The sequence below is a fragment of the Streptomyces sp. NBC_01384 genome, from assembly GCF_045040035.1.
GTDB lineage: Bacteria > Actinomycetota > Actinomycetes > Streptomycetales > Streptomycetaceae > Streptomyces.
The window spans coordinates 2310192-2324888 of sequence record NZ_CP109559.1 but is presented as its reverse complement, the minus strand read 5'-3'; the positions used below and the strand labels follow the sequence as shown (position 1 = coordinate 2324888).

Here is a 14697-nt window from a genome sequence, read left to right as displayed (position 1 = left end):
TGGGGCGCTGACGGCGAGGTCGTTTCTGAGGCCGAAGCGCGTGGCGGATGCGGTGTTCCATCCGGCGTGGATCCCGGAGGCGGTCGATCCGGGGGTGGAGCGGCTCAAACGAGTGCGGGTCCTTGCCGGGGCGGTCGCGGCGCTGGGTGTCTACACCTTCGTGGAGGGCGGCTTCGCCTTCACGGAGATGCTGCAGAACATGCTGACGGCGTCCGCCGTGCTGCTGTTCATCACGCCCCTGACCGTCGGGGTCATGCTCTACGTCTGGCGGCGTACCGGGACGGTGCGCCGGCTGCGCGTTCCGCTCGGCAACTCGCTCAAGCTGCTGCTGGCCTTCGTCGGGTCCGTCGTGTTGACGGTGCTGATGTGGTGGCTTGCCGTCGGGGGCGGAGGGCTCGCCCTGGTGCTGGGGCTGGTGGCGATCTGGCTGACCGGGTTCGTCGCCTCGGGTGCGGTGAAGGTGTCCGGCAACTTCTTCGGTACGGCTGCCGTGCACCGGTGTCTGCCGCCGTTGCTCGCCACGGTGACGACGTGGCTGATGGCCCTTCCGGACCTCGCCACGGGCGACCTCCACGGGCTCAGCCTCACCATGGGGATCGTGTTCATCCTGGGGGCGCCGGTGACGGTCACAGGGATCGCCGTGCTGGAGATGTACCGGCTTCGGCGCCGGCACGGGATACGGCTGGGCGCGCATCCGGTGACGCTGCCTCCACCGCGGCCGGCGTATGCGCCGGGCGCCGGGTATGCGCCGCCGCAGGGCAACCCCTATGCGTCGCCGTGGCCGGGGAATCCGTACCAGCAGCGGCACCACTAGGTTCCTCGCCCCCATCGTCCCTGGGGGTGCGCTCCAGACTCCGGGCGTCGTTCATTTGCCGCGGGTGGGTGGGGCTGGTCGCGCGGTTCCCCGCGCCCCTGGACGGGGCTTCGCCCCGGATTCCCGCCCGCCCGGAGTTGGGTGGCAGCCCCCAGGAGGGGGGAATGGGTAGGGGCGGCGGTGGCGAGAGCGCCTCCGCCGCCCCTACCCATTCCCTATCTCACGGCGAAGCCGGTGGGTACAAGGAGCGCGGGAGTTGGGAGGCCGCCGCCGCGTCCAGGAGCCACAGGGTGCGGGAGCGGCCGTGGGCGCCGGCTGCCGGGGCCTGTACCTCGCCCGCGCCCGACAGGGCGATCGCCGCGGCCTGTGCCTTGTCCTCGCCGGCCGCCAACAACCAGACTTCGCGGGCGGAGCGGATCGCGGGGAGGGTGAGGGTGATCCGGGTCGGTGGCGGCTTCGGCGCGCCGTGCACGCCCACCACCGTCCGCTCCGTCTCCCGCACCGCGGGCAGCTCCGGAAAGAGCGAGGCCACATGGGTGTCCGGGCCGACACCGAGCATCAGCACGTCGAACGTGGGCACGGAACCGTGGTTCTCGGGCCCCGCGGCCTTGGCGAGCTCCGCGGCGTACGCATCCGCCGCCGCGTCCACGTCGGCGCCGTACGGGCCGTCGGACGCGGGCATCGGATGCAGCCGCGCGGGGTCCACCGGCACCGAGTCCAGCAGTGCCGCACGGGCCTGCGTGTCGTTGCGGCCCGGGTCGCCCTCGGGCAGGAACCGCTCGTCGCCCCACCACAGGTCGATACGGCCCCAGTCGATGGCGTCCCGGGCGGGCGCGGCCGCGAGCGCCGCGAGGAGCCCGTTGCCGTTGCGCCCGCCGGTGAGGACCACCGAGGCGTAGCCGCGCGAGGCCTGCGCGTCCACGACCTTGGTGATCAGCCGGGCCGCGGCGGCCTGGGCCATCAGCTCCTTGTCGCGGTGCACGACGAGCTGCGGCGTACTCACTTGGCCGCCGCCTTCTTCGCAGGGGCCTTTGCGGGGGCCTTCTTCGCGGGCGCCTTGGCGGCGGTCGTCTTGGTGGCAGTGGCCGTGGCCGCCGCCTTGACCGCGCCCGGCTCCTCCTCGGAAGCCCCGGCCGCCACCGACCCGTTCAGCCGGTCCACTCCGTACCGCAGGGCCGACGCGTAGGTGTCGTCCGGGTCGAGCCGGCGCAACTCCTCCGCGATCAGCTCGGAGGTGTCGCGGCGCTTGAGTGCCACCGCGCGGTCGGGCTGGCCCTCGATGGAGAGGGTGGCCAAAGACCCGTCCGCCCGGTCCAGGGCGATCGGGCCGCAGCTCGTGTCCATCCGGACGGCGGTGAGGCCGGGGCCGGAGGACTTGGAGCGCTTGACGGGGACGTCCAGCCGGTCCGCGAGCCACATGGCGAGCAGTTCCACGCTCGGGTTGAACTCCTCGCCCTCCACCTCGACCGCGTTCACGTCGCAGGTGACCTGGTCCAGGGCGGCGGCCAGCATCGAGCGCCAGGGCGTGATGCGGGTCCAGGAGAGGTCGGTGTCCCCGGGGGTGTAGGCGTCGGCGCGGGCGCTGAGCTCGCGTACCGGCGTCTCGGCCGCATAGGTGTCGGTGACCCGGCGCTGGGCCAGGGCGCCCAGCGGGTCCTTGGCCGGGTCGGTCGGCGCGTTCACCGGCCACCAGACGACGACGGGCGCGTCCGGCAGCAGCAGCGGCAGGGCAACGGAGTCGGCGTGGCTGGCGACCTCGCCGTACAGCCGCAGGACGACCGTCTCGCCGGTGCCCGCGTCCGCGCCGACCCGCACCTCGGCGTCGAGGCGCGACTTCGTGCGGTCGCGGGGCGAGCGGGAGACGCGCTTGATGACCACGAGGGTGCGCGAGGGGTGCTCGCGGGAGGCCTCGTTGGCGGCCTTCAGGGCGTCGTAGGCGTTCTCCTCGTCGGTGACGATGACGAGGGTGAGGACCATGCCGACGGCGGGGGTGCCGATGGCGCGGCGGCCCCGCACCAGCGCTTTGTTGATCTTGCTGGCCGTGGTGTCCGTGAGGTCTATCTTCATGGGCGACGCCAGCTCCGTCCGTCTCGTTCGAGCATTTCGTCCGCCTCGACGGGGCCCCAGGTGCCCGAGGGGTACTGCGCGGGCTTGCCGTGCTTGTCCCAGTGCTGCTCGATCGGGTCGAGGATCTTCCAGGACAGCTCGACCTCCTCGGTGCGCGGGAAGAGGTTCGAGTCGCCCAGCAGGACGTCCAGGATCAGACGCTCGTACGCCTCCGGGCTCGACTCCGTGAACGACTCGCCGTACGCGAAGTCCATGGAGACGTCCCGGATCTCCATCGAGGTGCCGGGGACCTTGGAGCCGAAGCGGACCGTGATGCCCTCGTCGGGCTGGACGCGGATGACGATCGCGTTCTGGCCCAGTTCCTCCGTCGCCGTGTGGTCGAAGGGGGAGTGCGGGGCGCGCTGGAAGACGACCGCGATCTCGGTGACGCGACGGCCCAGGCGCTTGCCGGTGCGGAGGTAGAAGGGGACGCCCGCCCAGCGGCGGTTGTCCACCTCTACCTTGATCGCGGCGTAGGTGTCGGTCTTCGACTTGGGGTCGATGCCGTCTTCCTGGAGGTAGCCGACGGCCTTCTCGCCGCCCTGCCAGCCGGCCGCGTACTGCCCGCGCACGGTGTCGCGGCCCAGGTCCTTGGGGATCCGGACCGCTCCGAGGACCTTGGTCTTCTCGGCGGCGAGGGCGTCCGCGTCGAAGGAGGAGGGCTCCTCCATGGCCGTGAGCGCCATCAGCTGCAGGAGGTGGTTCTGGATGACGTCCCGGGCGGCGCCGATGCCGTCGTAGTAGCCGGCCCGGCCGCCGATGCCGATGTCCTCGGCCATGGTGATCTGCACATGGTCGACGAAGGACCGGTTCCAGATCGGCTCGAACATCTGGTTGGCGAAGCGGAGCGCCAGGATGTTCTGGACGGTCTCCTTGCCGAGGTAGTGGTCGATGCGGAAGACCTGGTCCGAGGAGAAGACCTCGTGCACGATCGCGTTGAGTTCCTCGGCCGACTTCAGGTCGTGGCCGAAGGGCTTCTCGATGACCGCGCGCCGCCAGGAGCCGTCCGTCTGGTCGGCCAGGCGGTGCTTCTTCAGCTGCTGGATGACCACCGGGAAGGCGGACGGCGGCACGGAGAGGTAGAAGGCGAAGTTGCCGCCCGTGCCCTGTGCCTTGTCCAGCTCGTCGATCGTGGCGCGCAGCCGCTCGAACGCGTCGTCGTCGTCGAAGGTGCCCTGGACGAAGCGCATCCCCTGGATGAGCTGCTGCCAGACCTCCTCGCGGAACTCCGTACGGGCGTGTTCCTTGACGGCGTCGTGGACTTCCTGGGCGAAGTCCTCGTTCTGCCACTCGCGGCGGGCGAAGCCGACGAGCGAGAAGCCCGGCGGCAGCAGCCCGCGGTTGGCGAGGTCGTACACGGCGGGCATCAGCTTTTTACGTGACAAATCGCCCGTGACGCCGAAGATGACCAGGCCCGACGGCCCCGCGATACGCGGGAGCCGTCGGTCTGCGGGGTCACGCAGCGGGTTGCTGCTTGACAAGGTTTCAGCCCTCCGACGGGGCGAGGCGCTGGAGCTCTGCCTCTGTGGACTTGAGCAGGTCGTTCCAGGACGCCGCGAACTTCTCGACGCCTTCGTCCTCAAGGAGCTGGACCACGTCGTCGTACGAGATCCCGAGCTTCTCGACCGCGTCCAGCTCGGCGCGGGACTGCTCGTACGTACCGGCGATGGTGTTGCCGGTGATCTCGCCGTGGTCCTCGGTGGCCTGCAGGGTGGCTTCCGGCATGGTGTTCACCGTGTTCGGCGCCACCAGGTCGTCGACGTACAGGGTGTCCTTGTACGCCGGGTCCTTCACGCCGGTCGAGGCCCACAGCGGGCGCTGCTTGTTGGCCTGCGCCTTGTCGAGGGCGGCCCAGCGGTCGGAGGAGAAGACCTCCTCGTACGCCTGGTAGGCGAGCCGGGCGTTGGCGAGAGCCGCCTTGCCGCGGGCGGCCTTGGCCTCGGGGGTGCCCAGGGCGTCGAGCCTCTTGTCGATCTCGGTGTCCACGCGGGAGACGAAGAAGGACGCCACCGAGTGGATCTTGGAGAGGTCCAGGCCCGCGGCCTTGGCCTTCTCCAGGCCCGCCAGATAGGCGTCCATGACCTCGCGGTAGCGCTCCAGCGAGAAGATCAGCGTGACGTTGACGCTGATGCCCCTGCCGATGACCTCGGTGATCGCGGGCAGGCCCGCCTTGGTCGCCGGGATCTTGATGAGCGTGTTCGGGCGGTCCACCAGCCAGGCCAGCTGCTTGGCCTCGGCGATGGTCGCGGTGGTGTTGTGGGCCAGCCGCGGGTCGACCTCGATGGAGACCCGGCCGTCCTGGCCCTGCGTCGCGTCGAAGACCGGGCGCAGGATGTCGGCGGCGTCACGGACGTCCGCCGTCGTGATCATGCGGATGGCCTCGTCGACGGTGACCTTGCGGGCGGCGAGGTCGGTGAGCTGCTGCTCGTAGCCGTCGCCGCTGCTGATCGCCTTCTGGAAGATCGACGGGTTGGTGGTGACGCCCACGACGTGCTGCTGGTCGATCAGTTCGGCGAGATTGCCGGACGTGATCCGCTTGCGCGACAGGTCGTCCAGCCAGATCGCGACGCCTTCCTCGGAGAGGCGCTTGAGTGCGTCTGTCATGGAAATTGCATCTCCTACGTGTCGTATATCAGCGTCAGCGCTGGGCTGCGGCGATCGATTCCCGAGCGGCATTGGCGACGTTCTCGGCAGTGAAACCGAACTCGCGGAAGAGGACCTTGCCGTCGGCCGAAGCACCGAAGTGCTCCAGCGAAACAATGCGTCCCGCGTCCCCGACGAACCGGTGCCAGGTCAGACCGATACCCGCTTCGACCGAGACCCGCGCCTTCACCGACGGCGGCAGGACGCTGTCCCGGTACCCCTGGTCCTGCTCCTCGAACCACTCCACGCACGGCATGGACACGACCCGCGTCGGGATGCCCGCGGCCTGGAGCTGCTCGCGCGCCTCGACGGCCACGTGCACCTCGGAGCCGGTGCCGATGAGGATGACCTCGGGCGTGCCGCCCTCGGCCTCGAACAGGACGTAACCGCCCTTGGCCGCATCCTCGTTGCGCTCGTACGTCGGCACGCCCTGACGGGTCAGCGCGAGACCGTGTGGAGCGCCCTTGCCGAAGACCTTCGTGTAGCGCCTGAGGACCTCGCGCCAGGCGATCGCGGTCTCGTTGGCGTCCGCGGGACGGACGACGTTGAGGCCGGGGATGGCGCGCAGCGAGGCCAGGTGCTCGACCGGCTGGTGGGTCGGGCCGTCCTCGCCGAGGCCGATGGAGTCGTGCGTCCACACGTAGGTGACCGGCAGGTGCATCAGCGCGGACAGGCGCACGGCGTTGCGCATGTAGTCGGAGAACACCAGGAAGGTGCCGCCGTAGACACGGGTGTTGCCGTGCAGGGTGATGCCGTTCATCTCCGCGGCCATGGAGTGCTCGCGGATACCGAAGTGGATCGTGCGCCCGTACGGGTTCGCGCCCGGCAGCGGATTGTCGGCCGGCAGGAACGAGGAGTTCGGGTCGATCGTGGTGTTGTTCGAGCCCGCGAGGTCGGCGGAGCCGCCCCACAGCTCGGGGATCACCGCACCGAGGGACTGGAGCACCTTGCCGGACGCGGCACGGGTGGCCACCCCCTTGCCCGCCTCGAACACCGGGAGCTTCTCCTCCCAGCCGGCCGGCAGCTCGCCCGCGGCGATCCGGTCGAACTCGGCGGCGCGCTCGGGCTGAGCGGTACGCCACTCCTGGAAGCCCTTCTCCCACGCGGCCTTCGCCTCACGGCCCCGGTCGAGGACCTGGCGGGTGTGCGCGAGGACCTCCTCGGCGACCTCGAAGGACTTCTCCGGGTCGAAGCCCAGGACGCGCTTGGTGGCCGCGACCTCGTCCTCGCCCAGCGCCGAGCCGTGCGCGGCCTCGGTGTTCTGCGCGTGCGGGGCGGGCCAGGCGATGATCGAGCGCATCGCGATGAACGACGGCTTGTCCGTCACCTTCTTCGCGGCCTGGATCGCGTTGTAGATGGCGTGCGGGTCGAGGTCGCCGTCCGGCTTCGGGGCGACGCGCTGCACATGCCAGCCGTACGCCTCGTAGCGCTTGACGGTGTCCTCGGAGACCGCGGTCTCGGTGTCGCCCTCGATCGAGATGTGGTTGTCGTCCCACAGCAGGACGAGGTTGCCGAGCTTCTGGTGACCGGCCAGCGAGGACGCCTCGTGGGAGATGCCCTCCTGGAGGCAGCCGTCACCGGCGATCGCGTAGATGAAGTGGTCGAAGGGAGACTCGCCCTGCGCCGTGTCCGGGTCGAACAGACCGCGCTCGTAGCGGGCGGCCATCGCCATGCCCACCGCGTTGGCGACACCCTGCCCGAGCGGGCCCGTCGTGGTCTCCACACCGGGGGTGTGCCCGTACTCGGGGTGGCCCGGAGTACGGGAGCCCCATGTCCGGAAGGACTCCAGGTCGTTCAGCTCCAGGCCGAACCCGGCCAGGTAGAGCTGTGTGTAGAGGGTCAGGGACGAGTGGCCCGCGGACAGCACGAAGCGGTCACGTCCGGTCCAGTCGGGGTCCGCCGGGTCGTGCCGCATCACCTTCTGGAAAAGGGTGTACGCGGCAGGCGCCAGACTCATCGCCGTACCGGGATGGCCGTTTCCGACCTTCTGTACGGCATCGGCGGCCAGGACGCGGGCGGTGTCCACGGCCCGCTGGTCCCACTCGGTCCACTCGAGGTCTGTGGTGGTCGGCTTGGTGCTCACCCTGGGTCAGGGCTCCTCTCCACATGTTCCACATGTCGGAATACCAGGAATACCGGTGCACAGGGCGCCCACCGGCCGTTGTCGAGCCTACCCCCGTAAGTACGCGCGTTTTTTCGAGTCATTCCAGACTGCCGGGACTCTCTGAGATCCGCCTCCCGACTGGTCCGTTCCGTGTTCGGCAACTGAATACGGAGCCGCTCGAAAGAGTGCTCAATCGAGCTTCACCACGCCCGTTGTGCGCGCCTTGCCGCGCCCCTCGTGCGACCGCCCTCAACACGACCCCACCCCCGCGAAGGCCGAGGTATAGGCAACGTCTACAGTGGCGTGGTACGCGCGAGCCTTTACGGGGAGTTCACACCCGGGGGCTTGCTGGGATGTCTCTGTCAGGGGTGTGCGTGACGGCCGTCGAATCCCGTCCAGCGGGGGTGCTCGGGACGAGCAGCCGCCCGAGCCACCGGCCGTTCGGGGCCCGTGTCAAGGCGTTCGTGGCGCTGACCAAGCCACGAATCATCGAACTGCTGCTGATCACCACCGTTCCGGTGATGTTCCTTGCCGAGCAGGGTGTGCCCGACCTGAAGCTGGTCCTGCTCACCTGCCTCGGCGGTTATCTCTCGGCGGGCGGCGCCAATGCCCTGAACATGTACATCGACCGCGACATCGACGCCCTGATGGAGCGCACTTCGCAGCGACCGCTGGTCACCGGCATGGTCAGCCCGCGCGAGTGCCTGGCCTTCGGGATCACGCTGGCGGTCGTCTCGACGCTGCTGTTCGGGCTGACCGTCAACTGGCTGTCCGCCTGGCTGTCACTCGGAGCGCTCCTCTTCTATGTCGTCGTCTACACGATGATCCTCAAGCGGCGCACCTCCCAGAACATCGTCTGGGGCGGCATCGCGGGTTGCCTCCCGGTGCTCATCGGCTGGTCGTCCGTCACGAACTCCATGTCGTGGGCGCCGGTCATCCTCTTCCTCGTGATGTTCTTCTGGACGCCGCCGCACTACTGGCCGCTGTCCATGAAGGTGAAGGACGACTACGCGCGCGTGGGCGTGCCGATGCTGCCGGTCGTCGCCTCCAACAAGGTGGTCGCCCGCCAGATCGTCATCTACAGCTGGGTGATGGTCGCGGTCTCGCTGCTGCTCACCCCGCTCGGCTACACGGGCTGGTTCTACACCCTGGTCGCGCTCGGCGCGGGCGGGTTCTGGCTGTGGGAGGCGCACGGTCTGCAGAACCGCGCCAAGGCCGAGGTGAGCGGCGGGAAGCTCAAGGAGATGCGGCTGTTCCACTGGTCGATCACCTATGTGTCGCTCCTGTTCGTGGCCGTCGCGGTGGACCCCTTCCTGCGCTAGTACGGCTGGTACGACTCCCGGACGCGGACGGGCGGGGTGCGTGGTCAAAGCCACGCACCCCGCCCGTCGCCGTTTGATCTACCCGTCGGTAGCATCCTGACCATGGCAGACACGCAGCAGGTTGACGAGACCACCGGCGCCCCCCAGGACGTCAAGGCCGAGCGCAAGGCGGCGAAGCTCGCCAAGCAGATCGACGCCTTCGCCAAGGAGCACGGCGGGGCCGAGGGACACGTCGAGTACATCGGGCAGCGCGGCGCCCGGATCGTCCTCGTCGGCGCGGACGGCGGCTGGGGCGACCTGGTGGCGCCCACCTACGCGATCGCCGAAGAAGCCGTGAAGAAGTCCGGCATCACTGTTCACGAAGCGTTCGACGGCGAGTTCGCGGCCAAGGTCAGGACGGGCCCGTACGAGTGGAAGCGCATGGCGGGAATCCAGCTGGGCGCCCCGAGCAACGGCTGACCCCTCGAAGGCACCGCGCCCCGTCGGGGGCGCGGGGCTGCGTCATTGTGTGCGGCTCCGCCGCGTGGGCGCGCCCGGTCACAGCCCGCCCGCAGTCGCAAAACAACCCTGAGCAACACCTGACGCCCGCTTCACCCGTTAGGACGTGCAGAAGGCACGGTCCAGTCGCGGGGAGTCCGGATGATCGAAACGCCGTCCCTGGTGGACCAGTACTGCCACGGCGTACTGAGGACGGAGCTGGGCCTCGGCACCTTCGAGGCCCACCTCGCCAGAACCGAGGGCCCTCCGGCCCCCGGCACCACCTTCTTCGACACCCAGACGGGCTTCGCGGTACGCCGCTGGTGCCCGCCCCTGCTCGGCCTGGAGCCGCACTGTCCGCCCGCCCGCTATCTGGCCCGCAGACGCGAACTCGGGGTCCTGGAGTCGGGCCGCAGACTGCTGCGCGGCAGTGGTATCACCACGTATCTCGTCGATACGGGGTTACCGGGTGATCTGACGGGACCGAGCGAGATGGCCTCGGCCGGCGACGCCCACGCCCACGAGATTGTCCGTCTGGAGCTACTGGCCGAACAGGTCGCGGACACCTCCGGCACCGTCGAGTCCTTTCTCGCCAATCTCGCCGAGTCCGTCCACGGAGCCGCAGCGAACGCCGTCGCCTTCACCTCCGTCGCGGGCGGACGACACGGCCTGGCGCTCGCGCCCGAACCGCCCGGACCCGGCGAGGTACGGGGCGCGGCGGGCCGCTGGCTGGCGGGCCGCCGGGTGGGCGGGACGCTCAGCGACCCCGTCCTGCTGCGCCATCTGCTGTGGATCGCGGTCGCCTCGGGCCTGCCCCTCCAGCTCCACGCCGGCCTGGGCGAACCCGGCCTGCGCCTCGACCGCACGGACCCCGTCCTGCTCACCGACTTCGCCCGCGCCACGGCAGGGCTCGGCACCGACCTCGTACTTCTGCACGGCTACCCGTACCACCGCCACGCGGCGCACCTCGCCGGGATCTTCCCGCACGTCTACGCCGATCTGGGCGCCGCGCTGGTGCGCACGGGAGCCCGGGCGGTCGCCGTCCTCTCCGAGATCCTGGAACTGGCCCCCTTCGGCAAGCTCCTCTTCTCCAGCGGGGCGCACGGCCTGCCCGAACTCCACGTGGTCGGCGCACGCCTGTTCCGCGAGGCGCTCGCCCGGGTGCTCGGCGCCTGGGTCGCCGAGGGCGCCTGGTCGCTGGCGGACGCGCAACGGGTGGCGGGACTGATCGCGGCGGGGAACGCACGGCGGGTGTACGGGGTGGAGTGAGCCCTTGTCCGCAGGGTGCCGGGTGACTTCAGACGGACGTACTCGTAGCGACCCGGACTCGTGTGACCCGGGCTCGTGTGACCCGGACTCGTGCGACCCGGAAGTGACTCACGCGCGCGTGAGCGCCGATTCCGCGGCCGGCCCCGGCAGATCCGCCGCGATCTCCGGCCGTTCGCGCAGCGACAGCAGGACCCGCAGGACGCCGATCCACACCAGGCAGGAGCCGAACATATGGAGGCCGACCAGAGCCTCGGGGAGGCCCGTGAAGTACTGGACATAGCCGATGACGCCCTGGCCGAGGAGGATCAGGAACAGGTCGCGGGTACGGTCCAGCGGGCCCTTGGGGGCGTCTACGGCCTTGAGGACGAACCACAGGGCGAACGTCAGCGTGACCACGATCCAGGCCAGTACGGCGTGCAGCTTGGCGACGGTCTCCCAGTTCACGGCCATGCGTTCGACGTCGCGGGAGTCGCCCGCGTGCGGACCCGCGCCGGTGACCACCGTGCCCACCGCGATCAGCACCACGGCCGCGACGACCAGACACCACACGAGCTGCTGCACCGCCTTGCCGACCAGCGGACGCGGCTCGGCGGAGCCCTCCCGGGTGCGCTGCCACATCACCGTCGCGACGGTGATGAGCGCCGTGGAGAGCAGGAAGTGCGCCGCGACCGTGTAGGGGTTGAGGCCGACGAGGACGACGATGCCGCCGAGGATCGCGTTGCTCATGACGATCCAGAACTGCGCCCAGCCGAGCCGGGTGAGGTCGCGCCGCCACGGCTTCTCGGAGCGCGCGGCGATGATCGCCCAGCCGACCGCCGCGCAGAGTACGTAGGTCAGCATGCGGTTGGTGAACTCGATGACTCCGTGGAAGCCCATCGCGCTGGTCGTGGTGAGTGAGTCGTCGGTGCACGTGGGCCAGGTCGGGCAGCCGAGGCCCGAGCCGGTCAGTCGTACGGCGCCGCCGGTGACCACGATGACCACCGACATGACGAGCGCGGCGAGGGCCGCGCGTTGCACCGTCCGGGAGGTCGGGGTCCAGCGTTCGGCGATGAGGGCGAGCGGGTTGCGCGCGAAGGCTACGGCGTCGGCTCGGGTCACGTTTGGCACGCGCCCCATCGTAGGCGGCCGCTTGTGCACGCCTTCACGAGGCCCCCGCACCTACCCAAATCGCCATCTCAGTGCACCCCATCAGGGCTGCTCCCGGGGCTACTCCCAGCGGAAGAACCTGCCCGCGGCTCCCAGGCCCACGACCGCCCACACGGCCAGGATCCCCAGGTCGCCCCACGGCATGCCCGCCCCGTGCTGGAGCACGTCCCGCAGGCCGTCCGAAAGCGCCGAGATGGGCAGCAGGCCCAGCACGTCCTGGGCGCCGGAGGGGAACTTGTCCATCGGGACGATCACGCCGCCGCCCACGAGGAGCAGCAGGAAGACCAGGTTCGCGGCGGCCAGCGTCGCCTCCGCCTTCAGAGTGCCGGCCATCAGCAGGCCAAGGCCCGAGAAGGCCGCCGTCCCGAGGATCAGCAGGAGCAGGACGGCGAACGGGTTGCCATGCGGTGACCAGCCCAGCGCGAAGGCGATCACCGTCAGCAGAATGACCTGGAGAACCTCCGTGACCAGCACGGACGCCGTCTTCGCGGTCATCAGGCCCCAGCGGGGCAGCGGCGAGGCGGCGAGCCGCTTCAGGACCCCGTAGCGCCGCTCGAAGCCCGTGGCGATGGCCTGCCCGGTGAACGCCGTCGACATCACGGCGAGCGCGAGGATGCCGGGGGCCAGGAAGTCGACCGACTTGCCCTTGCCGGTGTCGATGATGTCGACCGAGCTGAACATCACCAGCAGGAGCGTCGGGATGATCACCGTCAGGAGGAGCTGCTCGCCGTTGCGGAGCAGCATCTTCGTCTCGAGCGCGGCCTGCGCGCGGATCATCCGGGGCAGCGGGGCCGCCCCCGGCTTCGGGGTGTAGGTACCGGCGGTGGTCACGAACGCAGCTCCTTGCCGGTCAGTTCCAGGAAGACATCTTCGAGGGTGTGGCGTTCGACCGAGATCTTCTCCGGCATCACCCCGTGCTGCGCGCACCAGGACGTGACCGTCGCCAGCAGCTGCGGGTCGATCTTGCCGCCCACCCGGTACGAGCCCGGCGTCAGCTCGGCCGCCGTGCAGTCGGCCGGGAGGGCCTTCAGCAGGGAGTTGACGTCGAGGCCCGGGCGGCCGGTGAAGCGCAGGGTGTTCTCGGCGCCGCCGCGGCACAGCTCCTCGGGGGAGCCCTGCGCGATGACCTTGCCCGCGTCGATGATCGCGACGTCGTCGGCGAGCTGCTCGGCCTCGTCCATGTAGTGCGTGGTGAGGATGACCGAGACGCCGTCGGCGCGCAGATCGCGGACCAGGTCCCAGGTCGCGCGGCGGGCCTGCGGGTCGAGGCCCGCGGTCGGTTCGTCGAGGAAGACCAGCTCGGGTCGGCCGACCACGGCCATCGCCAGCGCGAGGCGCTGCTGCTGGCCGCCCGACAGGCGCCGGTACGTCGTCCGGCCGCAGCTGTCGAGACCGAGCCGCTCGATGAGCGCGTCCACGTCCAGCGGATGGGCGTGGAGCCTGGCCACATGGCGGAGCATCTCGTCGGCGCGGGCGCCCGAGTAGACCCCGCCGGACTGGAGCATCACGCCGATGCGGGAGTGCAGCTCCCCGGACTGTCGCACCGGGTCGAGGCCCAGGACGCGCACCGTGCCGGAGTCCGGCTTGCGGTACCCCTCGCAGGTCTCGACCGTGGTGGTCTTGCCCGCGCCATTGGGTCCCAGTACGGCGGTGATGCCCGCCTCGGCCGCCAGGTCGAGGCCGTCCACCGCGGTCTTTGTGCCGTACCGCTTCACCAGGGCCTGGACCTGGACCACGGGCTCGCTTCGCATGAGGCGCAAGTCTAAGGACGTGTCCGGGGCTCCCGAGCGCCGGGGGCCGCATCCAGGTACGGCTCACGGAGGCGATGCAGCGCGAGCCAGCGCTCCGCGTACGCCACCGCGTCGGCCACCGGGAACAGGCGTACGTCGGCGGCGCCCACCCGGCCCCGTACGACAGGCCGGTCCCGTTCGAAGTCGGAGCCCAGTTCGTCGAAGCGGTCGGAGTCGACCGATGTCTCGGTGACGACCTCCCATCGGGACGTCCCCTGCGCCGTACGCACCGGACGGCCCACCTCGACGAGCGGAGACGGTATGCGGTACTCGGCCAGGTGGAAGCTGGTGCATGTGTCGTAGCCCGCGCCGAGCAGGAGGACGCGGGCGCCGAGGGACTCCAGACGGGCCAGCGGGCTCTGCTCGCCGAGCCGGCAGTCGGGCGCGTGCGCCTCGACGACCTCCGCCGCGCGCGGTCCGAGGGCAGCGAAGGAGGTCTGCGGGTGGGCGCTGCGCAGGGCGCCGGGCCAGGTACGGACGGTCTCCGGGATCACGCCGACCCCACGGGAGGGCGTCACGAGGGGGTCGTACGCGGGCATCGTCGCCCGGATGGCCGACCACCACTCCTCGGGCACGGGCGGGTCGCTCCACAGCGCCGGATCGGAGAGGTCGCCGGACTGTGTCGGGACCACCAGCGTGCCGTCGGGACCCAGTGCGTCGAGCAGTCCCTGGACGACGGCGACCGGGCCGCCGTTGACCCAGCCGAGGGAACTGAGGGAGGAGTGCACGAGAAGCGTTTCGCCGGGCCGGACGCCGAGCGAGTGAAGCTCCGCGACGAGGGTGTCCCGGGTGACGAGTGGGCCGGTGGGAGGCGGTGTCGACATGGTTCGCGAGTCTCCCCGAGAGCCCGGCCCGAAGCCAGCGAATAGATCGGACGGGGCTGGCGAACCGATCGGGCGGGGGACCGCGAACCGATCGATCAAAGATCGTTTTCGCAGGTCATCTTAGGTATACCTAAGTGATGCACGGCACCGTCCGCTCCTCGGGACGCGGCTTGTCAGGCTCTGAGGAATTACGCAACAATGG

Annotated in this window: 13 protein-coding genes; 4 read left to right on the top strand and 9 right to left on the bottom strand. The window is 70.2% G+C overall.

What is annotated here, in order from left to right; genetic code table 11:
* Window positions 1–40 precede the first annotated feature (40 nt).
* Window positions 41–814, top strand: coding sequence for a hypothetical protein (locus OG747_RS10465; RefSeq protein WP_405879018.1), 774 nt, complete (start codon window positions 41–43; stop codon window positions 812–814).
* 220 nt (window positions 815–1034) lie between these two features.
* Here the strand turns inward: OG747_RS10465 and pgl are convergent, their stop codons facing one another.
* The 5 genes from pgl to tkt are packed head-to-tail and all read right to left on the bottom strand — an operon-like array spanning window position 1035 to window position 7646.
* Window positions 1035–1817 (bottom strand): 6-phosphogluconolactonase, encoded by a 783-nt coding sequence (gene pgl, locus OG747_RS10460; protein WP_405879017.1) that lies wholly within the window; start codon window positions 1815–1817, stop codon window positions 1035–1037.
* Window positions 1814–2881: a glucose-6-phosphate dehydrogenase assembly protein OpcA gene (opcA, locus tag OG747_RS10455; protein WP_405879016.1), complete on the bottom strand. Its 1068-nt coding sequence runs from the start codon at window positions 2879–2881 to the stop codon at window positions 1814–1816. Before opcA ends, pgl begins: the two co-directional genes overlap by 4 nt.
* Window positions 2878–4401 carry a glucose-6-phosphate dehydrogenase gene (zwf, locus tag OG747_RS10450; RefSeq protein WP_405879015.1) on the bottom strand — a complete coding sequence of 508 codons (1524 nt, stop codon included), beginning with the start codon at window positions 4399–4401 and terminating at the stop codon, window positions 2878–2880. The genes opcA and zwf overlap by 4 nt, the downstream gene beginning before the upstream one ends.
* Window positions 4402–4405: 4 nt before the next feature.
* Window positions 4406–5524, bottom strand: a complete 1119-nt coding sequence (tal, locus tag OG747_RS10445; RefSeq protein ID WP_405879014.1) for a transaldolase — start codon at window positions 5522–5524, stop codon at window positions 4406–4408.
* 34 nt (window positions 5525–5558) lie between these two features.
* A complete protein-coding gene (gene tkt / locus OG747_RS10440; protein WP_405879013.1) occupies window positions 5559–7646 on the bottom strand; it encodes a transketolase in 2088 nt (695 codons plus the stop codon).
* Window positions 7647–8035: 389 nt separating this feature from the next.
* On the opposite strand from tkt, the gene OG747_RS10435 reads away from it, so the two are divergent.
* From OG747_RS10435 to OG747_RS10425, 3 genes are all read left to right on the top strand, one after another.
* Complete coding sequence (locus OG747_RS10435) at window positions 8036–8989, top strand: heme o synthase (RefSeq protein ID WP_405885500.1); 954 nt, start codon at window positions 8036–8038, stop codon at window positions 8987–8989.
* Between the two features lie 102 nt (window positions 8990–9091).
* On the top strand, window positions 9092–9448 hold the full coding sequence (locus OG747_RS10430; protein ID WP_405879012.1) for a hypothetical protein: 357 nt from the start codon (window positions 9092–9094) through the stop codon (window positions 9446–9448).
* A gap of 180 nt (window positions 9449–9628) precedes the next feature.
* Complete coding sequence (locus OG747_RS10425; protein WP_405879011.1) at window positions 9629–10735, top strand: amidohydrolase family protein; 1107 nt, start codon at window positions 9629–9631, stop codon at window positions 10733–10735.
* Between the two features lie 108 nt (window positions 10736–10843).
* Here the strand turns inward: OG747_RS10425 and OG747_RS10420 are convergent, their stop codons facing one another.
* From OG747_RS10420 to OG747_RS10405, 4 genes are all read right to left on the bottom strand, one after another.
* The gene (locus tag OG747_RS10420; protein ID WP_405879010.1) at window positions 10844–11851 is read right to left on the bottom strand and encodes a COX15/CtaA family protein; all 1008 of its coding nucleotides are present in this window, start codon (window positions 11849–11851) and stop codon (window positions 10844–10846) included.
* Between the two features lie 90 nt (window positions 11852–11941).
* Complete coding sequence (locus tag OG747_RS10415; RefSeq protein WP_405885499.1) at window positions 11942–12658, bottom strand: ABC transporter permease; 717 nt, start codon at window positions 12656–12658, stop codon at window positions 11942–11944.
* 50 nt (window positions 12659–12708) lie between these two features.
* A complete protein-coding gene (locus OG747_RS10410) occupies window positions 12709–13632 on the bottom strand; it encodes an ABC transporter ATP-binding protein (protein ID WP_405879009.1) in 924 nt (307 codons plus the stop codon).
* A gap of 11 nt (window positions 13633–13643) precedes the next feature.
* Complete coding sequence (locus OG747_RS10405) at window positions 13644–14495, bottom strand: aminoglycoside N(3)-acetyltransferase (RefSeq protein WP_405879007.1); 852 nt, start codon at window positions 14493–14495, stop codon at window positions 13644–13646.
* Between the last annotated feature and the right edge of the window lie 202 nt (window positions 14496–14697).